General features: G+C 44.1%; 21 protein-coding genes. 11 read left to right on the top strand and 10 right to left on the bottom strand.

Annotated elements, in window-relative coordinates; genetic code table 11:
• Positions 1-16: 16 nt before the first annotated feature.
• The 3 genes from PXH68_RS03700 (at position 17) to PXH68_RS03690 (ending at position 2,590) form a co-directional block, all read left to right on the top strand.
• Entirely contained in the window at positions 17-832 is an 816-nt protein-coding gene (locus PXH68_RS03700) for a Cof-type HAD-IIB family hydrolase (RefSeq protein ID WP_248027312.1), read from the top strand.
• A gap of 9 nt (positions 833-841) precedes the next feature.
• The gene (pepT, locus tag PXH68_RS03695; RefSeq protein ID WP_248027313.1) at positions 842-2,062 is read left to right on the top strand and encodes a peptidase T; all 1,221 of its coding nucleotides are present in this window, start codon (positions 842-844) and stop codon (positions 2,060-2,062) included.
• Positions 2,063-2,188: 126 nt separating this feature from the next.
• On the top strand, positions 2,189-2,590 hold the full coding sequence (locus PXH68_RS03690) for a DUF5684 domain-containing protein (RefSeq protein WP_205030624.1): 402 nt from the start codon (positions 2,189-2,191) through the stop codon (positions 2,588-2,590).
• A gap of 36 nt (positions 2,591-2,626) precedes the next feature.
• Here PXH68_RS03690 and PXH68_RS03685 read toward each other — a convergent pair whose 3' ends face one another.
• The gene (locus PXH68_RS03685) at positions 2,627-3,535 is read right to left on the bottom strand and encodes an AEC family transporter (protein ID WP_248027315.1); all 909 of its coding nucleotides are present in this window, start codon (positions 3,533-3,535) and stop codon (positions 2,627-2,629) included.
• A gap of 148 nt (positions 3,536-3,683) precedes the next feature.
• Here PXH68_RS03685 and PXH68_RS03680 point away from each other — a divergent pair, with 148 nt between their 5' ends.
• Genes PXH68_RS03680 through PXH68_RS03665 form a run of 4 tightly spaced genes read left to right on the top strand, consistent with a single transcriptional unit; the run spans position 3,684 to position 6,571 of the window.
• Complete coding sequence (locus tag PXH68_RS03680; protein WP_158454615.1) at positions 3,684-4,001, top strand: PadR family transcriptional regulator; 318 nt, start codon at positions 3,684-3,686, stop codon at positions 3,999-4,001.
• The gene (locus PXH68_RS03675; protein ID WP_248027317.1) at positions 3,998-5,143 is read left to right on the top strand and encodes a DUF1700 domain-containing protein; all 1,146 of its coding nucleotides are present in this window, start codon (positions 3,998-4,000) and stop codon (positions 5,141-5,143) included. The genes PXH68_RS03680 and PXH68_RS03675 overlap by 4 nt, the downstream gene beginning before the upstream one ends.
• Before the next feature lie 11 nt (positions 5,144-5,154).
• Positions 5,155-5,739 (top strand): DUF1700 domain-containing protein, encoded by a 585-nt coding sequence (locus tag PXH68_RS03670; RefSeq protein WP_248027319.1) that lies wholly within the window; start codon positions 5,155-5,157, stop codon positions 5,737-5,739.
• Positions 5,726-6,571, top strand: coding sequence for a DUF4097 family beta strand repeat-containing protein (locus PXH68_RS03665; RefSeq protein WP_248027321.1), 846 nt, complete (start codon positions 5,726-5,728; stop codon positions 6,569-6,571). Before PXH68_RS03670 ends, PXH68_RS03665 begins: the two co-directional genes overlap by 14 nt.
• 267 nt (positions 6,572-6,838) lie before the next feature.
• On the opposite strand, the gene PXH68_RS03660 is transcribed toward PXH68_RS03665, so the two are convergent.
• Complete coding sequence (locus tag PXH68_RS03660; RefSeq protein WP_398582975.1) at positions 6,839-7,789, bottom strand: C39 family peptidase; 951 nt, start codon at positions 7,787-7,789, stop codon at positions 6,839-6,841.
• A complete protein-coding gene (locus PXH68_RS03655) occupies positions 7,789-8,943 on the bottom strand; it encodes a DUF5050 domain-containing protein (RefSeq protein WP_248027324.1) in 1,155 nt (384 codons plus the stop codon). Before PXH68_RS03655 ends, PXH68_RS03660 begins: the two co-directional genes overlap by 1 nt.
• A 191-nt stretch (positions 8,944-9,134) precedes the next feature.
• Between PXH68_RS03655 and PXH68_RS03650 the strand changes: the two genes are divergently transcribed.
• Positions 9,135-9,992: a helix-turn-helix domain-containing protein gene (locus PXH68_RS03650; RefSeq protein WP_248027326.1), complete on the top strand. Its 858-nt coding sequence runs from the start codon at positions 9,135-9,137 to the stop codon at positions 9,990-9,992.
• Between the two features lie 94 nt (positions 9,993-10,086).
• Here PXH68_RS03650 and PXH68_RS03645 read toward each other — a convergent pair whose 3' ends face one another.
• Together PXH68_RS03645 and PXH68_RS03640 are read right to left on the bottom strand one after the other, a co-directional pair.
• Positions 10,087-10,446, bottom strand: coding sequence for a DUF1304 domain-containing protein (locus tag PXH68_RS03645; protein WP_158454607.1), 360 nt, complete (start codon positions 10,444-10,446; stop codon positions 10,087-10,089).
• Between the two features lie 15 nt (positions 10,447-10,461).
• Positions 10,462-10,902, bottom strand: coding sequence for a MarR family winged helix-turn-helix transcriptional regulator (locus PXH68_RS03640; protein ID WP_248027328.1), 441 nt, complete (start codon positions 10,900-10,902; stop codon positions 10,462-10,464).
• 151 nt (positions 10,903-11,053) lie between these two features.
• Between PXH68_RS03640 and PXH68_RS03635 the strand changes: the two genes are divergently transcribed.
• The 3 genes from PXH68_RS03635 to PXH68_RS03625 all read left to right on the top strand — a co-directional run bounded on the left by PXH68_RS03635 (position 11,054) and on the right by PXH68_RS03625 (position 13,551).
• The gene (locus PXH68_RS03635) at positions 11,054-11,812 is read left to right on the top strand and encodes a threonine/serine exporter family protein (RefSeq protein WP_248027330.1); all 759 of its coding nucleotides are present in this window, start codon (positions 11,054-11,056) and stop codon (positions 11,810-11,812) included.
• 3 nt (positions 11,813-11,815) lie between these two features.
• A complete protein-coding gene (locus tag PXH68_RS03630; protein WP_158454603.1) occupies positions 11,816-12,265 on the top strand; it encodes a threonine/serine exporter family protein in 450 nt (149 codons plus the stop codon).
• Positions 12,266-12,336: 71 nt separating this feature from the next.
• Positions 12,337-13,551, top strand: a complete 1,215-nt coding sequence (locus PXH68_RS03625) for a cation diffusion facilitator family transporter (protein ID WP_248027332.1) — start codon at positions 12,337-12,339, stop codon at positions 13,549-13,551.
• An 18-nt stretch (positions 13,552-13,569) separates the two neighbouring features.
• Here the strand turns inward: PXH68_RS03625 and PXH68_RS03620 are convergent, their stop codons facing one another.
• The 5 genes from PXH68_RS03620 to PXH68_RS03600 all read right to left on the bottom strand — a co-directional run bounded on the left by PXH68_RS03620 (position 13,570) and on the right by PXH68_RS03600 (position 19,870).
• The gene (locus PXH68_RS03620) at positions 13,570-14,709 is read right to left on the bottom strand and encodes a mannitol-1-phosphate 5-dehydrogenase (RefSeq protein WP_248027333.1); all 1,140 of its coding nucleotides are present in this window, start codon (positions 14,707-14,709) and stop codon (positions 13,570-13,572) included.
• 13 nt (positions 14,710-14,722) lie between these two features.
• Positions 14,723-15,160 (bottom strand): PTS sugar transporter subunit IIA, encoded by a 438-nt coding sequence (locus PXH68_RS03615; RefSeq protein WP_248027335.1) that lies wholly within the window; start codon positions 15,158-15,160, stop codon positions 14,723-14,725.
• Between the two features lies 1 nt (position 15,161).
• Positions 15,162-17,114 carry a BglG family transcription antiterminator gene (locus PXH68_RS03610; RefSeq protein ID WP_248027337.1) on the bottom strand — a complete coding sequence of 651 codons (1,953 nt, stop codon included), beginning with the start codon at positions 17,112-17,114 and terminating at the stop codon, positions 15,162-15,164.
• A gap of 29 nt (positions 17,115-17,143) precedes the next feature.
• Positions 17,144-18,907: a PTS mannitol-specific transporter subunit IIBC gene (locus PXH68_RS03605; protein WP_398582969.1), complete on the bottom strand. Its 1,764-nt coding sequence runs from the start codon at positions 18,905-18,907 to the stop codon at positions 17,144-17,146.
• Between the two features lie 129 nt (positions 18,908-19,036).
• Positions 19,037-19,870, bottom strand: coding sequence for an amino acid ABC transporter substrate-binding protein (locus PXH68_RS03600; RefSeq protein ID WP_205030611.1), 834 nt, complete (start codon positions 19,868-19,870; stop codon positions 19,037-19,039).
• Between the last annotated feature and the right edge of the window lie 11 nt (positions 19,871-19,881).

Below are 19,881 nucleotides of genomic sequence, written 5' to 3'. Positions count from 1 at the left end.
AAACAAGGAGGTAATTATGATAAAACTGATCGCCCTCGACATGGACGGTACGCTCCTAAACGAGAAAAAGGAATTGATGCAGCCGCAGATTGATGCCATCCATAAGGCTGTGGCAGCTGGTGTGACAGTCGTTTTGTGTACAGGCCGTCCCCTTGTTGGGGTCAAGCCCTTCGTTCAGCAGTTGGGATTTGATACAGAAGATGAGTACATCATTGTCAACAATGGCTGCTCCACTCACCTCACCCGCGACTGGTCTTTGATCGACTGGGAAGAACTCACAGGCCAAGACATTGCATACTTAGATGGCTTCACAAATTCAGACCAGGTACAGATTTCCTTATTTGACGAAGAGGACTACTTTGTTCTTGCCGAAAAAGCGAATGATATGGTTGATTTGGACGCACGTTTAGTGGGCATGACTCCTCAACCAATTGATTTGAAGGAAGCTCTGTCGGGTCAGCATCGCTTCTTTGAAGCCATGTTCGTCGGTGAAAAAGAGCATATTGATGCCTTTGAAAATCAACACAATCCTGTACTTAGCCAAGCCTATTCCACCGTTCGTTCACAGGACTATATCTTGGAAATTTTACCAAACGGCGCAAGCAAGGCCACAGGTTTGAAAAAACTGGCAGACCGCCTCGGTATTCTCCCAGAAGAAATCATGGCTATGGGAGATGCCAACAATGACCTGGAAATGATTGAATTTGCTGGACTTGGTATTGCCATGGGCAACGCTAACGAGCAGGTCAAGGCGATCGCCCAAGACATCACCGACACCAATGAAAACAACGGCGTTGCCAAGGCCATTGAAAAACATATTTTGAACAAATAAGGAGACACTATGAAATACCCAACACTCTTAGACCGCTTTTTAGTCTATGTCAAAGAAAATACCCGCTCAGATGAAAACTCGACTACCACACCTTCTACCCAGAACCAAGTTGAGTTCGCACAGAATATCCTTCTGCCTGAAATGAAACGCATCGGCTTACAGAATGTCCACTACCTACCAAACGGCTTTGCTGTGGGAACACTGCCTGCCAATGATCCAAATTTGACCCGCAAGATTGGTTTCATCGCCCACATGGATACAGCGGATTTCAACGCAGAAGGTGTGAATCCGCAGATCATCGAAAACTACGACGGAAACCCAATTGCCTTGGGAACTTCTGGCTACGAATTGCATCCAAAAGACTTCCCACAACTTGCCAACTACCACGGTCAAACCCTGATTACCACAGACGGCACTACCTTGCTAGGCTCTGATGACAAGTCAGGAATTGCCGAAATCATGACAGCCATTGAATTCCTAGTCCAAAATCCTGACATCAAACACTGCGAAATCCGTGTGGGCTTTGGTCCTGATGAAGAAATCGGTGTCGGTGCAGACAAGTTTGATGTGGAAGACTTTGATGTGGACTTTGCCTACACTATGGACGGAGGACCGCTGGGCGAACTCCAGTACGAAACCTTCTCAGCAGCGGGTGCTAAGATTGACTTCCTAGGCCGCAATGTCCACCCAGGATCTGCCAAGGACCAGATGATCAATGCCTTCCAACTTGCCATTGACTTCCACAATGCCCTTCCTGAAGCAGATCGTCCTGAAAAAACTGAAGGTTATGAAGGCTTCTTCCACTTGATGAACATGGAAGGCAGTGTCGATACTGCTTCTACCACCTATATCATCCGCGACTTTGAGGAAGAGGATTTCCTTGCCCGCAAACAACTCATGCTGGACATTGCTGAAAAGATGAATGCCTACTTTGATACTCCACGCGTCATTGTCAACCTGCATGACCAGTACTACAACATGAAGAAAATCATCGAAAAAGACATGACCCCTATCAATATCGCTAAGGACGTCATGGAAAATCTGGGCATCAAGCCACTGATTGAGCCTGTTCGCGGCGGAACAGACGGCTCCAAGATTTCCTTCATGGGCATCCCAACGCCAAACATCTTCGCCGGTGGTGAAAACATGCACGGCCGCTTCGAGTTCGTCAGCCTCGAAACCATGGAAAAAGCCGTCGATGTAATCCTTGGAATTGTCACTTTTAAATAATCTTTCAGTCGGTTTTCTTTGGAAAATCGACTTTTTCAGAAAATTTTTCAAAAAAATGCACATTTATCTTGTATTACTGGATTAATACTGATATAATGAACTCATAAAAGAAAAGGAGATTTATTTATGTATTCTGATGAAGCTTTGTTAAATGGCATGTTGATTGGTTTTTGGTTGATCACCATCGCCATCTCAGTCGTTTGGTATCTCTTGACCATTTTTTCAAACATGGTCCTCTTCCGCCGTGCTGGTTATGCAGCTTGGAAAGCTTTGATTCCAATTTATAACCTTTATATCCAACAATGCATCACTTTTGGTGAAGAAAAAGGTATCTTTATCCTCTTCATCTTGATTCCAGTTGCTGGACCTATCTATAGCCTTTATTTGACATACAACTATGGCCGTGCCTTTGGCTTATCAACTGTACAGTCAGTCTTCTACCTCTTCTTTACACCATTGCTTAATGTTTACATGGCTTTCAAAGAAGAGCATAGCTATAAGGGTCCTCAAGATTTCTTCTTGAATTAAGCTGAAAACACCTGTTCTCCTGAACAGGTGTCTTTTTTATGGTCCAAAATAAAGCAGAGCAAACAGAGCAATCAGACTTCCTAAAATGGATAGCGAGTTGAGATTGGCAGCTTCTGCTCCATCTCCACCCAACTTCCAAGCGTAAAAGGGAGCCAAGACTGATATGGGAGACAAAAGGCATAACAAGATCATCCAAGTCTGAGAGGAAGAAAATGGCAGGCCATAGACGACCAAACCAGCCAGACAGAAATTGGTCAACAAACGAACCCAGTAGCCCTGAACCAGCTCCTTCCAGCCTGCCCAACTTACTGGAAAATCCAATAAAACTCCCAAATACAACATGGCAAGAAATGGATTGGCTTGAGCAGCGATTGAAAAGATAGACAAAAGATTTTGAGGTAAGGAAATGGAGAAATAAGCCAAGGTCAAAGTTAGCAAGTAAACCAATAAGGGAAGCGATTTGCCCAATGGCTTGAGACTGCGCCAAAGACCTGGCGAAGAAACCTGATTAGTTAACTGACTGGCCAGACTAAAATTTCCACCCAATACCATAATGGCATTGCCTGCATCAAACAAGAGAACCGTTGCTAAACTGCTAGCTGGAAAAAAAGCTTGCACAAAGGGTAGGGTAAAGGTTCCGATATTGTACCCACTCAAGCCCACCATGACTGCTGCCTGCTTCTGCCTATCCTTTCGCCAAACCACATAACCAGCTACTAGCAAACAGAGATTGGCAACAATCCCCAAGAAAAATGGCAAGAGGGCAATCTGTTCCACTTTCATGGATTGTGAGGACAAGAGTAAGGCTGATGGTAGGGTCACATTCATCAGGATGGTCGAAAAGATGCGGGCCTCCTCCTTCTTGACAAGGCCTCGATGTCGTAATAAATATCCGATCCCCATAACAAAGACAAAACCAAGGGCACGATAAATAAATGCAGGCAAATTAACTCCTCCTTCTCTAACTTCTTTTAGTATAGCACACTCTCTTCCATCTTTATATAAAATTTTTATATATAAGGCTTGACCATTTTTATCTTTATGTATATAATTTATATATAAATATTTTACATAATGATAAAGAGGTGATTGCATGTACTATCCCGTCTCCTCTATCTTAATTGAATTTCTGATTTTATCTATCCTCGATAAGCAGGATTCCTATGGCTATGAAATCAGTCAGACCATTAAGTTAGCAGCGGATATCAAAGAATCAACACTCTACCCCATTCTCAAAAAACTGGAAAAGGCTGGCTACGTCACCACCTACCAGCAAGAATACTTGGGGCGGAAACGCAAATACTACACCATCAGCCCAGCAGGAAGGGATCACATCCCATTTCTCGAGGAAGAATGGACCAACTACAAGCGCACTATCGACGGAATCATAGAAGGGAGCCTACGCAAATGAACCGAGCAGATTATTTACTCCTATTGGAACAGGAATTGGCTGGCTTACAGCCCCATGCACGTCAAGAAGTATTGGACTATTTCCAAGAGTACTTTGAAGAAAAAGGAGATGACCAAAAAGCCATTCAAGACTTGGGCAAGCCCAGAGAAGCTGCTCAAGAAATCATGGCCAACCTCCCTAGTGATGAATTGATTTCTGAGAATCCCCTGGAAAGCGGGCCAGTTTTTCAAGCGACCGCTAAAGAACCATTTAATTGGAAAAAACTCTTTCATGACTCTTCTACAAAGACAAGTGAGATCAATGTACAGACTGTTGAGGCGCAACTGCCTGATTTCCGTCAATTAAAGCTGAAACTTGAATCGATGAGTTTAATCGTCCAAGTGGGTCAGCTGGAAAAAGCCCAGCTACGCTACCAAATGAATCCAGAAGAAACAGGTGTGACCTTGGACTACCAACTCGAAGGAGATTGCCTGGTTTTGAAAACCAGTCTCGATTCCGATAGAATCTTGGAGACTCAGTCGGAAGATAGCTATGCCATTCTTAGTCTCCCCCAAAGGCTTCTTCCCCTGACCAACCTAAGCCTCACTCTCTCAGATAGCAAGCTGACCATCCGCAACTTGGACTTGGTGGACTTGTTCTGTCTGGACTTGTCCGACAGTTCTCTGACTCTGAGCCAGCTACAGGTCCAGGAAGAATGCTTCTTGAAGATGAAAGATGGGCAGTTGTCAGTAACCAAGCTTGAAACTAAAAAGCTAGATCTTATCGGCGATGATGTCCAAGCAAACTTCAGCCAGTCAAACTGTGACCAACTGCGGACTTCCTTGTCCGATTGTCAAATCAATTTCAATCGCTGTCAACTTGCCACAGGTGATTTGGATTTAACCGATTGTGTCGGAGTGCTTGAGCAATTGCAGTTGGCAAACAGGCTCAATTGCCAGGCTGATGATTGTGTCTTGTCCATACAGTTAGCAGAGCCCTTCAATCTTGAGTTAGAAGCAGAAGACTCCGTTCTCCACTTGCCCAAAGAAATGATGGACTTGTTGAATTTGGATGAAGAACCAGTCATCTTGGACTATTCAGTCGCTGATTGCCCAAGCAAGCTCACTCTTCGCTGTAACGATTGCCGAGTAACTCTTGCATAAAGGAGGAGACCATGACACGCTATGAATACATGACAGAACTGGCTAAACAGCTCCGCCATTTACCCAAAAAAGACCTGGAAGATACCTTGGACCACTTTAATGAGTATTTTGACGAAGCTGGTCCAGACGGAGAAACTGCGATAATAGAAGAACTCGGTCCCCCTTCTGAAGCGGCCCGCGAAATCCTTACCAACCTCTTCGACAAGCAAATGGCAGATGAAAAGCCCCAGCACCACAATATAATCTGGTTGCTCGGACTGGCTATTTTGGCGGCCCCCGTCGGACTCCCTCTCTCCATCTGCCTTCTCCTCCTCTTTGTCCTCCTCATCCTGCTTGTCTTGGCTGGTCTGATTCTCCTAGGCTGTTTCTGGATCAGCGCTATCCTCGGAGGACTAGCCCATCTCCTCTTCGCCCTTGACCTCCTTCGCCTCTCATGGTCCAGCGGACTCTTGATTGCAGGACTTAGCCTCATGAGCCTAGCCATTGGACTGCTCGGCATACAGGCTAGTTTTCGTTTTGCTAACAAGGCCATACTCTTTGTACTCAACTGGGTAGCCAAGCACATACGCACAGGAGGTTCCCATGAAACGATTTGATTCCCTACCGAAAATAGCCATCGGCCTGCTGGCCCTTGGCGCTCTACTAGCCGTTTCCGGCTATCTCATGGGCGGATGGAACCAGCTCAAGGAAGTAACTAGCCAGTACCGCCAACAAACAAATGTTAGCTTTTCAGATGTCTCAAGCATCGATATAAACGGTAGCATCAGTATTTTACCGTCTGATGATGACCAGTTCCACCTCTACTACTATCGCAACCAGCACCACCAGACGGATCTGACCAACTACCAACTGACGGATGGCAAGCTGGTCATCAAGGACCAGGGGCAAGATGTGTCAGAGAGTCTTTTTGATCAGTTCTTCAGTTTCTATCATCAAACACCTGATACTTCCTATCAGCCTGTCCTCTATGTTCCCAAAGGTCGTCAGCTAGATAAACTCAGCGGATTGATTATTGGCGATGTCCACCTGAAGAAGCTTCAGATTGATCTACTTGATTTGTCGATTCAAAAAGGAAAAACAGTCATCGAAGACAGCCAGATTGACTCAATAGCCCTCAGCATCCTAGATGGAGACCTTGTGCTAGAAGACACGCGCCTAGACAGCCAAACTACATCAGAGAGTCAATTCATAAGCACAATCTATCTCACTCTGGGTCAGCTCACAGCCAACAATTTGACTCTAGCCGGACACCATGACATCATGGTCCTCAAGGGTGATACCCACATCCAACTCAAGGAAGACAGCAAGCAAACTCTCCATGTGGAAGCCTACTCTGAATCAGGCCAAGTCATCCTTCCCCAAACCCAGACCCAATCCCAGACCCAGCTTGTCCTCTTTAGCAAGCAGGGAGATATCCTTGTTGAGTGATGATGGACTAACATTCGCCAAACTTATACTCAATGAAAATCAAAATCAGGCTAGACGACGCAGATGCAGATAGAACTGAAGTTCATCAAATCAAGTCAACAACGGCTGTGTTTGATTTTCGAAGAGTATCAATCTTCGAGTGCAGCCTCTCAGACTCTTTCAACATAGAAAAAACACAGCAGCATGCCTGGATGTTACTGAACTCATCCATCATCTGGCTGTGTTTTTATTTGTTCGAACAACTCCGTATGGAATCTTACTCCCCAATTACCATCCATAGTTTGGCTCTACACAGGTGAGCATACTTTCGAACAACTCCTGTGGAGATACTTTTTTTAGTCCTCCATATACCGAATCTTGAACGTTTGGCGAAGGGTCTAAATAGTAGAGATAAGCAATATCTGAACCATCTTCAGACAATTGATAACCAATACCAATAACATTGTGTTCTCCACGGAGTCCTGGATAAATTTTAGAACTATCGAATGTATAGTACATCGGGTAGCCGTCTGCGATATTCTGTTTCAACCGTTGCTTAAAGAGGCGCATCTGATCAGAGTGAACATCCGCAGTTGTCACTGTTTCTAAACGATAACCTGCTTGGTTTGCCTGAGGAAAATCATAGCCAAACAAGTGACGGTTTAAAACTTGAATGGCGTTGGCATTATGGGTACCAAAGGTTGTATCTGTCTCCATCTCCTGCGCTAAGACTTCCTGAGAAACCTCAATTCCACGATAGGAGAGCATCATACTCACCGTAGTGGGCGCACAGGTATTCCAAGCACGTTGGATTTGAGGGCTAACATTGAGAATATGCTTGTTCCCTGTCTGAGACTGAGAGTTGGCCAATTTATTTATCGTTTCTTGACTGATGGGGGGATTCGATTTACTTTGTTCTGCAGTCGTCGTTTCAGTCGCCCCCTGCTCTGAAGTCGTTTCTGCTTTGCTGGATTCTGTCACAGATTCGCTACTTTCGCTCTGCGAGTTTGGAGATGAAGTGCTTGACGAACTACTTTGTTCAGATTTAGAAGTGGACGTTTTTTCTGTGCTACTCTCCTTGTTTTTTGCTACTGATAATGTTTCTGTGCTACTGGTTTGTGTAGCCGTCTTACTGGTGCTGCTAACTGGTGCCGAAGATTGGTTTAAGGTGGCGAGAATCCCTGCCCCTCCAACTAGACTCAGCACTAGAGCTGGAATGACTATTTTTTTCCCTTTCATCATTTTTTCCTCATTTCTTCAAAGGACAAAAAGCGCATCCTCGAATTTTCTGCTGTGAAAATGGTGCCTGGTCCAATCTCCTCTGATGGTTTTAAATACTCTACCCAGAAAATGCCAACATTTGACAAGTACAAGACACTATGGTCATATTGATAAGAAATCTGATGATCCAGATTGTAAAGATAAGGCAACATACGTCCGTCTTCTGAATTGCGACTGGTCCCAATATAGGATAAAAATCCCTGATGACAGCTGACAACTTCCGCATGATCTGTCTGCAAGATTTCCTCAGACTGCTCTCCAATGCCCCTTTCAAAAATGACCCTGTTGTCCATCTGTTTCATCAAAATCAATTCCTTTCCATGGGCACAAAGACCATTGTAAAATGCTTCCTGACCTTGGCTTCTTGTTAAGACCTTCTTTTCGCTTGTCGGCAGATGGTAACGTACCAATTCTGTTTTTAATTGCTCATTGTCCAAGAGGAGGTAGTACAAGTCGTCTCCTACTACAAGCGGATATCCGCTGTTTTTCTCCTCCAGAACAGACATTTCCTGCTTAGCCAAATCGTAACGAAGGATAGGGTAATTCCCACTTGCATCACTGGTCACAAGGAAAATGTCCTGATTCCAGCGAGCAACCTCTGAAAAATGCAGGGGAGAAACTCCTGGGATAGTGATGAGTTCTGTCAGGCTATCCGTCTCCTTGGTCCAGAGATAATATGAAGAATGCTGGTTTTCATAATGGTACTCATGAAAAACTGTTATTTCCTTGTCTGCATAGTAGGTGCCAAAAGTGACAGGGCTATGCTGGAAATCAACAGCTTTCAAGGTCTTGTAGTCTCCTGATTTACTATCTAAATAAACCAAGGAACTCTTGCCTTTCTGCTCGTCCATGCTATAACCATATACAAGCCCATCGTCGCCTAAAAAAGTCGGTACAAAGGGATAATCAGCTGGATAGTCAAGGATGGCAGACCCATCCAACAGTTCGGAAGCAGGAACTTCCTTAAATTGACCTGGAACTAGCTTTTTTGATGGCAAGGTTTGTACTTCACTTCTCTGAGAAATTTCTATTGCTTGTTCTTTTCGAGTACAGGCAGTTGAAAATTGTAAGGTCAAAAAAGCTAGTGATAACCAAACAAATCCCTTTCTCATTCTTTCCTCCTTCCTAACAAAATGCTTTCCTTAACAGTAAATCATTTCTATCATTTGACTTTTTCCGATTTATTTTCCTCCTCTCTATTTGATAGAAACACTTTCTTTAGATGTAATATTATTATATACTATTTTTATCGATTTAGTTCATTTTGATGCACAGATGCACATTATTTTTCAAGGAGGCTGTCATGCGATGGGATTACGGTAGTGTTTACAAGGAAATTCGGAGGAACAAGCACCTTACTCAAGAGGAAGTATGTGGCAACTATATCAATCGCTCTACTTTAACTCGGTTTGAAAACAACCAAACCATCCCCAGTTACGAACTCATGCGGTTCTTACTCAAGCAAGTTGATATGACCTTTGAAGAATTTGAGTACCTCTGCAACTACTACCAACCCAGCGAACGCCAGCAACTGCTCTATGATATTGACAATCTTAAAAATCCGACAAACGACCAGTTGATAGGTATTGTAGAGCGCTGTGAAAAACATCTCAAAAAAGAATCTGACGATATCCCCATTATACGAAGAAAACAATTAATCGAGACTGTCATCTCTGTACGTAATAGTAATAAATTTAGCCAAATATCTAAAGAGGCACAAATGCTCACCGATTTACAAATGACAGAATTAACACGGTGTAACAACTGGTATCACAATGATATTATCATTCTTAGTACACTACTTTATAGTTTTCCCGATAAAACGATTGAAGACATTTCCAAACTTTTATTGCAGCGATTAGACAAGTATAAGGACTTCAAACGTATTAAACCAACTATACTTTCCCATTATCAATTTTTAGCCTACTATTATTTGAATAAAAAAAATTTCACGAAGACTATTGCATTCGCTACCAAACTCACCACCCTAGCCAAGCAAGAAAAACGCTACGACCAGCTTGCCCGTGGCTATGTGTACCTAGGTATAGCGGATAAGAAACAGGAATTGATTGACAAGGGACTTCAAATACTAGAATTGACCGAGGAACAGCGAATATTAAATATTCTTAAATCCTTTATTAAAGAAATACAAACTGACTGAGCTACCTAGTCAGTTTTTTGATATAAAAAAACGCTACCTTTCCAAGACTGGTAGGATAGCGTATCAACATAAATGGTCTGAAATGACCATTCGTTTATCTAAACAATAAAATAGACAAGAGGGCCAAGATGGCTGGTCCTCCTTGTTTCAAGAGGATGGATGGGCTGGATGTCGCTGCTCCATAACCTGCAGCGCCAATCACAAAGAGGACAAAAATAGTTGTAATTTCAAGATTGCCTGTGATAATGCCATACAGAAGGAAAAGGGCTAGGAGACCATTATAGATTCCCTGATTTTTAAGCAGGGTGGAAACAGACTTACGGGACAATTCCTCCTGACTCATGTTAAAGGTCTTGCCTGTCTTCTCCGACTGCGTCGCGATAGTTTCCAGATAGAAGATAAAAAGATGTTCAAGGGCAACGATTGTTGCTAGGATAGTAGTAAAAATTGACATGAGGGTACTCCATTTCTATTGGTTGATTTGGGTAAAAGGCAGAGCTTCTAAGCCAATGACCAGTTTGTGCAAGAGCTGATCCAGCTGAGCGCTTTCTTCAGCAGTTAAGATGGTCTCCATAGCAGTCTTGACTGCCACATGATGCTGAGGCGGAGCTGTGACCAAGTCCGCAATTGCTTGCTGAGTCGGCTCTACCACCATCTCTCTTTTGTTGTCTGGATTTTGCTTACGACTGATGTAGCCAGCTTCTTCCAAAATCTTCAGATGTCTGGTAACTGCTGCGCGGTCAATCTGCAAAGCCTCCTGCAAATCTTGTTGCGAACAAGGGGCTTGATCCAGCAAGCTCATCAGCAACTGATAGCGGGTCAGACTAATGCCCAACTGCTTTTCAAACAGATTGGTGATGGTCTCATCTGCTAACTTGACCTGGTAGAGCAAATTGTTCATTGAACTCATGGCTTCCTCCTTTTGTTGATTCATCAACTGTTGACAAATCAATTATATCATCATTCGGAGACTATGCAAGGATTTTGCCCAAACCTAGTAAAATAATTTCATCCATTTGATTTTTTGCTATAATAAGTCTAGAAAATGAGAGGAGAATCCTATGAATGCACAGCCTCCACTAAATCAGGCTATTGATGTGCTCATGTTGGCTGGTGCCATCCTATCCGAAAGCGGGGCTGAAATCCACCGTGTCGAAGACACCATGATTCGTATCGCCCACTCGCAAGGTATTCAGCATGCCAATGTTTTAGCCATCCCTGCAGCCATCTTTTTCTCAATTGACCATACCAACATCTCACGGATGAAACGGATAGTAGAACCCAAGCACGATATGCAAAAGGTCTGCCAGGTCAACCAGGTCTCACGGTCACTTGTAGAGGGAGAAATTAGTTTGGATCAGGCTTTGAATCAGCTGAATGTGATTAAAAACCAGCCTCTCCCCTATACTGCTCTTCAAATAACTGTGGCTGCTGTCATAGCAGCCACCTTCTTTACCCTGATGTTTGGAGGCAGCTTGCTTGAGTCTCTAGCGACTGCCTTAGCAACACTCTTGGCCTTTCCTTTTTCCAGATGGATTCACCATCTTATCCGTATTGAGTTTGTATCCAGTTTTGCTGGTGCCCTTGTCTTTTCCCTTTTTGCCTATTGGTTGGGCCAGGCCTTTCCATTCCACTTTAATCCCAATATGATCAATGCTGGAGCTGTTATGCCTTTTGTGCCGGGGATTGCCTTTACCAACGCTGTCCGGGACTTGATGACCAACCATATCAACACTGGGATGACAAAGATTTTTCAAACCCTTCTTCTTATCTTATCATTGGGTGCAGGCACTGCTGTCGCTTTACTGATTGTGGGGTAAATCATGGATAGTTTCTTTTTTCTCTTACAAGCTTTGGCTAGCTACATTGCCATTGCAGCCTTTCTTGTTGTTTTAAATGTTCAAAAACAGATGCTCATCCCGGGTGGGTTGCTGGGCATGTTGGTCTGGTTGATCTATCTCAGTTTAGAAGGACCGACAAATGCGGTCATCGCAACTTTTACTGCTGCAATTGTTGGCTCCTGCATCAGCCAAATCATGAGTATTGTCCTCAAAACACCGTCGGTTATTTTTTCTCTGGCAATCTTGGCTCCTCTGGTTCCTGGCTACCGGGCCTACATGACGACGACTTACTTCGTATCTGGCGAGCATGCTACTGCTTTGGTCAATGTCACGACAGTTATCACTCTTTCCTTGGTCATCCCAATCGGCATGGCCAGCGGTACCGTCCTTCTCAGGCTTTACAAGTATATGAAGCTCCGCTATTCCACCTAAGGAAAAACAGGAAATGCTCCTTGAAAACAAGGAGCATTTTTGTTATCATGTTAGGATACAAAGGAGGGGTTATGAATCAACAAGTTAGAAATCTAAAGCTGGCGGAACGAGGGGCGATTATCTCCATCCTGGCTTATCTGCTTTTGTCTGGTCTTAAACTGTCAGCCGGAACCATTTTTCACTCCGATGCCCTGACGGCGGATGCCTTTAACAATATCTCGGATATTGTGGGAAATGTCGCAGTCCTGATTGGCCTGCGAATGGCCCAGAAACCTGCGGATACCGACCATAAGTTTGGCCATTGGAAAATGGAAGATTTGGCTAGTCTGATTACATCCTTCATCATGTTTGTCGTTGGTTTTCAGGTCCTCCATTCGACCATTCTCAAATTGCTGAGCGATGAAGTGGTTGAGATTGATATGATGGGGGCAGTCGTTGGGATCTTCTCAGCCATCGTCATGATTGGAGTTTATTTCTACAATCGAAATTTAGCCCGTAAGGTTCATTCTAAGGCGCTGGAAGCAGCTGCCAAGGATAATTTATCTGATGCTGTTACCTCTGTCGGTACTTCTGTCGCTGTTTTTGCGGCCGCCCTTAACTTTCCAATCGTTGATAAGATTGCAGCTATTGTCATCACTTTCTTTATCTTAAAAACTGCCTATGATATTTTCATGGAAAGCTTCTTCACCCTCTCCGATGGCTTTGACGAGGAACTCCTCCACAAGTATGAAGAAGATATTCTCAAACTGCCCAAGGTCGTCGCTGTCAAATCCCAACGCGGTCGGACCTACGGTGCCAATATCTATCTGGACATTGTGTTGGAAATGAATCCTGATCTATCCGTCTATGAAAGTCACGAGATTACCGAGCAGGTCGAGCAACTGCTGACACTCAAGCATGGGGTCTTCGATGTGGATATTCATGTGGAGCCCTCTGAAATCCCCCACGATGAAATCTATGAACACGTCTTTGACAAGCTCTATCGCTTTGAGTCTGAAATCCAAGCCCATGAAAAAGGCTATGAAGACCTGATTGATGAAGACTATCTCTTGATTGACGCCAAGGGCCGCTACCACAACAAGGCAGAGATGCTCCTTGCCCACCCTGTTCAATCCACCTACCTCTCCAATTACCAGATGACTTCTGTCAGTCAAAAGTCCAAGCTGGTTACCTTTGAAATCGGGGACTACGTCCACACTTCCCTCTGGCGACGCCATGAAAGATGGACTGTCGTCTTCCACCAGATTTCTAAAAAACAAGACGAAAAAACTTCTCAACCAGACTAGGTTGAGAAGTATTTTTTATTATGCAACCACTGCCACAATCTCCGCAATCAAGGCTGGGTCGGTCAAACCTGTCACCTCGGATACAACTTCTGGCAGGGATTTTTCCTGCAGAAGAGTTTGGAGTTGCACAGACTGCTCATCTGTTTCATCCTTGTAGCCAAAGATATAGCTGACAGTCGCTAGGAGGTTGTCGTAGGACAAGCCACGCTCACGGAGTTCACGGATTGGACGGATAAAGCGTTCGTCATAACCGAGCTTACGGATTGGCGTCCGAGCCACACGGGCAATGTCATCTACGATATATGGATTTTCGAACCGGCTGATGATGACCTTATGATAGTCCACCAAGGCTTGCTCGTCAAAGCCCCATTTGGCAATCAGAAGACTACGGATTTCCGCCAGAACAGCTTCCACCTTGCTTTTCACCTCTGGGTTTTGCAGGGCCTCTAGAATCGTTGTCGCCCCAAAGTGAGCTCCAGTATAGGCAGAGGTCGCATGACCTGAGTTGACAGAGAAGAGTTTGCGTTCGATGAAAGGCTCCAAATCCGCTTCATAGTGAACACCTTCCAGCTTCAAGTCTGGATTTTTCATACCTTGGGTTTCCACCACCCACTCGTTGAAAGGCTCCACCACGACGAACAATGGGTCCTCATGACTTTGAGCGGGAACGATGCGGTCCACGGCTGCATTTGGGAAACCAACAAACTCCGCTGCGTAAGCCAAACCTTCTTCTGACAGGTGTTTTTTGACTTCTTCGTAAAGAAAGGCAGAGCCACCAATCATGTTTTCACAGGCCAAGACATCAAGCGGTTGGGTATTGCCTGCTTGGCGACGGGCTTCAATCCCCTCAGCAACCAAACCAGCAATGAAAGGCAGGATATTTGGCCCAATAGCTGTCGTTACCAAATCAGCTGTGGCAAGAGCTGCGACAACTTCTTCAGGATGTTGACGATTGTTGATCCCACGCACCCCTGAAACTGCGATGTGGCGTTGGCCTTCTTCAGCAATCTCAATCTCGTAAGCATGACGCTGGTTCAAGGCATCAATAATAGTTTCATTAACATCAACAAAAGCAATTTCAAAGCCGTTTTCAAAGAGGATTTCCCCGATAAAACCACGTCCGATATTGCCTGCTCCAAAGTGAACTGCTTGCTTCATCTTTTCTCCTCGCTTATCCTACACTGTTCAACAGGGTGATGACTTCTTCTTCTGACTGAGCATCTGCCAACTTGACCACATTATCCACATCTGCACAGAAGATTGAAATCCTTTGAATGATATCCAAATGCTCATCGCCCACACCTGCAATGCCAAAGAGAACTGTCGCAATCTTTGGATCTTCTTCTGTCCCAAAGTTAACACCTGCAGGCACTTGCACGATGGTAATCCCTGATGACAGAACTTCCTTTTTAGCCGCATCCGTACCGTGAGGAATGGCGATGAAATTGCCCATATAGACAGAAAGCTCTTCATTTCGTTCAAGCATAGCTTCGATATAGGCTTCATTGACATGGCCAGCAGCTACCAGCTGTTGACCACAGTAGCGAATCGCATCTTCTTTGTTGGCAAAAGTTTGGTTTAATTTGATAAGTTTGTGTTGAATTTCCATGTTAATTCTCCAATTTCTTGATTTTTTCGTTAAAAATAGAATGTAATAACTGGTAGATAATTTCTTGGTTACCAGTTCGGTAAATTTCTGTATAGAGTTTGTTTTCAATGATGGACTGGCTGATGGCAGTCATCAGTTCTCTGACCTCATCCTGTTCTTCTGGACTAGTCATCATAACTAAGACCCGTCTGACTTCTTCCCACTCGTGATTCATCGACAAGGCCTGCACAGGCTGGCTTAGTTCAATGATGTGAAATTGACTTCTTTCCACCTGTCTAGACTGGGTATGGATCAGGGCAAGATTAGTCTGCGGAATCGCCAAAGGGCTAGCTTGAAATCGATCCAAGAGCTTTTGGGTCAAATAGTCAGCATCCAACAAACCATCTAATGTTGCCACGATGACTCCAACCGACTCTTCAAAGGAAGCTGGATTGTCCAAAAGAGTCAAACTAAATTCTTTTAGCAAGCGACTACTGGCTTCTAGGTAGCGCTGCAAGTCATATTGATAAGAAATGTGTACAGACTCTCGAACCTGAACCGTCCTATTTTCTTGGATAGACTGCAAGGTTTCTTGCAAATCCAAAATTTCCTCTGTCGATGGAAAGGTCGAAATCAAGGCCAAGTCCAAATGAGGGAGCGGTTTTGTGGTCAAACAATAGTCAAATTGCTGCCAATCAACTGTAGCCAAATCCGAACTACTTTTCACCGCAATCCACTCCACAAACGGAGCAATGTTTTTGATTTTTGAAACCAAGACACTGGTTGTCAAGGGTCTTTCATCCGTTACCAGCAAGATTCGAATAGGATAAATATCCGGACTCCGCCGCAAACTGGAAGCAAAATGCAAGGTGACCAATTCATACTCATATTCATTCTGAATATAGTCTGGAAAGATGTCCTGCATGACCTGGCTGACCAAGCGATGCAAGAAGGGATTTTTCTGGGTCGCCAAGTAGGCAATATTGCTCGTCGCAAAATCTGGATAGAGAATGGGGACTGCCAAACTCAGTCGGATATGATTAAAGAGCATTGGAAAGAGCAAGGAATCCTTGATGAAGTCAATCTTAGTAAAGCGAGAAACCGTGTCCACCAATTGGGAAATATTGTAATAAAAACGGCTGTCAAATGCTTCTCGAAAAAGAGGAACTTGCTGGCGTTTGATTACCAGCTCGTCCAAGACCCTAGCATAAAAGATAATCTCCTGAATGGAATAATAGGTCTTGGTTTGCTTAGCCAGTTCTGTAAACACTTTTTGCGAAAAATCCAAGGCATCTTTGGATACTGACATACTATCTTCCAGATTACCATGGTTGTCCGCCAGTGCCAACAAACTAATCAAGACCTGCCTCATCTTGGGATCTAATTCTCCCAGATGAGCCTGTAAGCCTTCAAAGGCAGACCGACTGGCAGCCACTCGCTCCACCACTAAAACAGGGAAGTCCGAATAGGCATCTTGCCAAAATTCCTGAACAGAGATGGCATTGGCGAGGAGAATTGCTAAGAGCCGTCTTTTCTGGGCAACTGACCCTTCCAAGGCATAGCCTTTCTGACGATTAAGGTTGAGTCCGAAGTCCATCAGGCGCTTTTCAATAGTCGCAATATCCTGGATGACCGTCACATTTGAAACCAGAAACTGCTCTTGGAAGACTTCATTTGTAATGGGTTCCTGCTTGGTCAACAATTGATAAGACATCTGTAGCAAGCGTTGGTTGGCTGTAAAACCATCCTGCGATTCCAAATCCTCTAGGAGGGACACATTGCCCACTAGATAATATTTCTTACCATCCTTGACCAGCTCAATCCCCTTTTCTTCCAAAGCTAGCCCCAAATCAGACAAGGTTCGATAGACCGTTCGAGAGGAAACTTGCAGGATTTCTGCCATTTCTTTCAACGAAAGCTTCCCTACCTGGAGGAAAGCTTTCATCAGTTGTTCTTCACGTTTTGTTAATAGCATAGATTCATTATACTACATTGTTGAAAAAATTACTTGTGCATACGTGCAACAATCTTATCATATTCTGGTGTTGTTACTAAGCTATCTACAACCAAAAGTTGCGCATTTGGAGCAGCCTGTTGTACTTCTGCTTGCTGTGAAATGGTTGTGACTACAAGGATATTTTTAGCATTGTGCTCAGCCAATTGTTCAAACGGTACGCTTGCAACTGGAATGCCGATTCCCTTGTTTTTAAAGATAGCAGCAAGAGTTGTTTGCCCCATTGTGGCAGAACCTTGGGATTGGCCGTAGGCAAAAACTACTTCATCAATGTAGTTCAAATCAATTTCAGCTTGGTTTGCTTCTTCTGAGACTCGAGCTGCAACTGCAACAACAGGTTGTCCTAGCAATTTAGCAACGATTTCATCGTATTTTGGAGAAGTTAGGAAGTTGTCAACAGCGACATGAATAGCACGTGGTGTCCGTTGAGCTGCACGATCTGCCAATTCTTGTTGGGTCACAATCAGGGTTTGCTCAGTATCTTGCAAGTTTGCGATTGCCTTGTTGGTGACTGGAATATCCAAGCCAGCTTTTTTGACTTTTTCGCGAAGGAGCGAAGCTCCCATTGCAGAGCTACCCATACCAGCATCACATGCAAAGATGATTTGTTTAACTGAGTTTGCTGAGATTTCTGCAGCGACTGTTTCGACCGCTTGGCCTTTTGCAACAGCCTTGGCAGCTTTTGTTGCAGCCTGTGCTGCTTCCAATGACTCACCTTCTGACTTGTCAGCTTTCAAGATGATAGCCGCAACTAGGAAGGAAGCAAGAGCACCTGCGAGAACACCCGCAAATACAGCCAAAGCATTTCCAAATGTATTATCTCCTTTTGGCAACATCAAGGTAATCGCAATGATTGAACCTGGAGAAGCTGCACCAGCAAGACCTGCACCTAAAGTTTGGAATACAAGAGTACCAGATACACCGCCAGCGATAGCTGCGAGGAAGAGGGCTGGTTTCATCAATACGTATGGGAAGTAGATTTCATGGATACCACCTAGGAAGTGAATAACCATTGCACCTAATGAAGAAGATTTTGCAGAGCCTTTTCCGAAGAAGGCATAGGCAAGCAAGATACCAAGACCTGGTCCAGGGTTAGCTTCCAAGAGGAAGAGAACAGACTTACCTGCTTCCAAGACTTGCTCTGTTCCGAGCGGTGTAAAGATACCGTGGTTGAGGGCGTTGTTCAGGAAGAGAACTTTAGCAGGCTCGATGATGATGTTGGCAAGTGGCAAGAGTTTCATATCAACGATTGCTTGTACTGCATCACCAACCACACCAGTCATGCTTTCAACGAATGGACCAACAACTTTGAAGGTCATCAACATCAAGACAAAACCAATCAAACCAGCAGAGAAGTTGTTGATCAACATTTCCAAACCTGGACGGATTTTTGGTTGAATCGCTTGGTCAAATTTCTTGATAACCCAAGCACCGAAAGGACCAACAATCATGGCACCGATGAACATTGGAACGCTAGATCCTGCAATCACACCCATGGTCAAGATTGCACCCATAACACCACCACGTTGGCCGTAGACATTGTAACCACCTGTATAACCAATCAAGAGTGGCAAGAGATAGGTAATCATCGGACCAACAATGGTTGCAAAGGTTTCATTTGGCAACCAACCTGTTGGAATGAAAAGCGAGGTCAATACACCCCAAGCGATAAAGGCACCAATATTGGGCATGACCATGTTAGACAGTGTTGTCCCCAACTTTTGAAGACGAACACGGATTGAAGAATTTTCCATAATATTTTTCCTCCTGTTATTGTAATTTTATTATACAAGAAGCCCTGACTCAGCAAAACTCAAATCTTGTCACAAAAATTGTGACAAAAAAACAACGAATCATTTGGACTCGCTGTCTTATTGTTTCATTTAGTTTTTTACAGCATCTGTTGCTACGTCATCACCAAACCAAGTATTTGAAATTTCTTGGAAGCGACCTTCTGCGTAGAGTTCTTTAAAGGCTGCGTTGATTTTTTCTACCAAAGTCGTGTCTGACTTGCGGGCACCAACGGCAAAAGCTTCATCTTCGTAACCTGCATCAATGATGTTGTAGTCAGAAATAATGCCTTCTTGTTGCAAGTAATAGTTAGCATAGACTCGGTCAATCAAGAGACCGTCAATACGATCGTTTTTCAAATCAATCAAGGCTTCGTTAAAGGTTGCATACTGGGTCGCATCATTACCAGAAACAATATCTTTCAAAATAGCTGTTTGTGATTCGAAGACGGAGTAACCGGAAGAACCAGCTTGAGCTCCTAAAATCTTACCTTCCATGCCAGCCACACTATCAATACCTGATGATTTCTTGGTTACCAAGACTTGTTGGTTATCCATGTAGGCATCTGTGAACAGGACCTTCTCTTGGCGCTCTGCAGTCACAGAGTAACCATTCCAAATCAGATCAATATTGCCATTGTTGAGCTCAGTTTCCTTCAAATCCCAGTCAATCGGCTGCCACTCAATTGCGATGCCATATTTTTCAAAAACAGCTGTCGCAAGGTCAATATCAAAACCAGTGTAGCTACCATCCGTCGCTTCAAAGCCCATTGGAACAAAGGTCTTGTCAAAACCAATTGTGATGGTCTTTTCTTCTTCATAAGTTGCCCAATTATCTTGGCTTGTTGTAGAAGAAGAGCTGCACGCAGCAAGTGTTAAAGAAGAAACAAAAGCAAGTGTTCCGAGGAGTAGATTTTTCATTTTCATAGTCGATTATC

The organism is Streptococcus sp. 29896 (assembly GCF_032594915.1).
Taxonomy (GTDB): domain Bacteria; phylum Bacillota; class Bacilli; order Lactobacillales; family Streptococcaceae; genus Streptococcus; species Streptococcus suivaginalis.
Note: the sequence above shows the minus strand (reverse complement) of the source record. Positions and strands in the feature narration are given on the sequence as shown.

Coding starts and splice junctions, on each gene's coding strand:
- PXH68_RS03700 (WP_248027312.1), top strand. CDS start 17: ATGATAAAACTGATCGCCCTCGACATGGACGGTACGCTCCTAAACGAG.
- pepT (WP_248027313.1), top strand. CDS start 842: ATGAAATACCCAACACTCTTAGACCGCTTTTTAGTCTATGTCAAAGAA.
- PXH68_RS03690 (WP_205030624.1), top strand. CDS start 2,189: ATGTATTCTGATGAAGCTTTGTTAAATGGCATGTTGATTGGTTTTTGG.
- PXH68_RS03680 (WP_158454615.1), top strand. CDS start 3,684: ATGTACTATCCCGTCTCCTCTATCTTAATTGAATTTCTGATTTTATCT.
- PXH68_RS03675 (WP_248027317.1), top strand. CDS start 3,998: ATGAACCGAGCAGATTATTTACTCCTATTGGAACAGGAATTGGCTGGC.
- PXH68_RS03670 (WP_248027319.1), top strand. CDS start 5,155: ATGACACGCTATGAATACATGACAGAACTGGCTAAACAGCTCCGCCAT.
- PXH68_RS03665 (WP_248027321.1), top strand. CDS start 5,726: ATGAAACGATTTGATTCCCTACCGAAAATAGCCATCGGCCTGCTGGCC.
- PXH68_RS03660 (WP_398582975.1), bottom strand. CDS start 7,789: ATGAAAGGGAAAAAAATAGTCATTCCAGCTCTAGTGCTGAGTCTAGTT.
- PXH68_RS03655 (WP_248027324.1), bottom strand. CDS start 8,943: ATGAGAAAGGGATTTGTTTGGTTATCACTAGCTTTTTTGACCTTACAA.
- PXH68_RS03650 (WP_248027326.1), top strand. CDS start 9,135: ATGCGATGGGATTACGGTAGTGTTTACAAGGAAATTCGGAGGAACAAG.
- PXH68_RS03645 (WP_158454607.1), bottom strand. CDS start 10,446: ATGTCAATTTTTACTACTATCCTAGCAACAATCGTTGCCCTTGAACAT.
- PXH68_RS03640 (WP_248027328.1), bottom strand. CDS start 10,902: ATGAGTTCAATGAACAATTTGCTCTACCAGGTCAAGTTAGCAGATGAG.
- PXH68_RS03635 (WP_248027330.1), top strand. CDS start 11,054: ATGAATGCACAGCCTCCACTAAATCAGGCTATTGATGTGCTCATGTTG.
- PXH68_RS03630 (WP_158454603.1), top strand. CDS start 11,816: ATGGATAGTTTCTTTTTTCTCTTACAAGCTTTGGCTAGCTACATTGCC.
- PXH68_RS03625 (WP_248027332.1), top strand. CDS start 12,337: ATGAATCAACAAGTTAGAAATCTAAAGCTGGCGGAACGAGGGGCGATT.
- PXH68_RS03620 (WP_248027333.1), bottom strand. CDS start 14,709: ATGAAGCAAGCAGTTCACTTTGGAGCAGGCAATATCGGACGTGGTTTT.
- PXH68_RS03615 (WP_248027335.1), bottom strand. CDS start 15,160: ATGGAAATTCAACACAAACTTATCAAATTAAACCAAACTTTTGCCAAC.
- PXH68_RS03610 (WP_248027337.1), bottom strand. CDS start 17,114: ATGCTATTAACAAAACGTGAAGAACAACTGATGAAAGCTTTCCTCCAG.
- PXH68_RS03605 (WP_398582969.1), bottom strand. CDS start 18,907: ATGGAAAATTCTTCAATCCGTGTTCGTCTTCAAAAGTTGGGGACAACA.
- PXH68_RS03600 (WP_205030611.1), bottom strand. CDS start 19,870: ATGAAAATGAAAAATCTACTCCTCGGAACACTTGCTTTTGTTTCTTCT.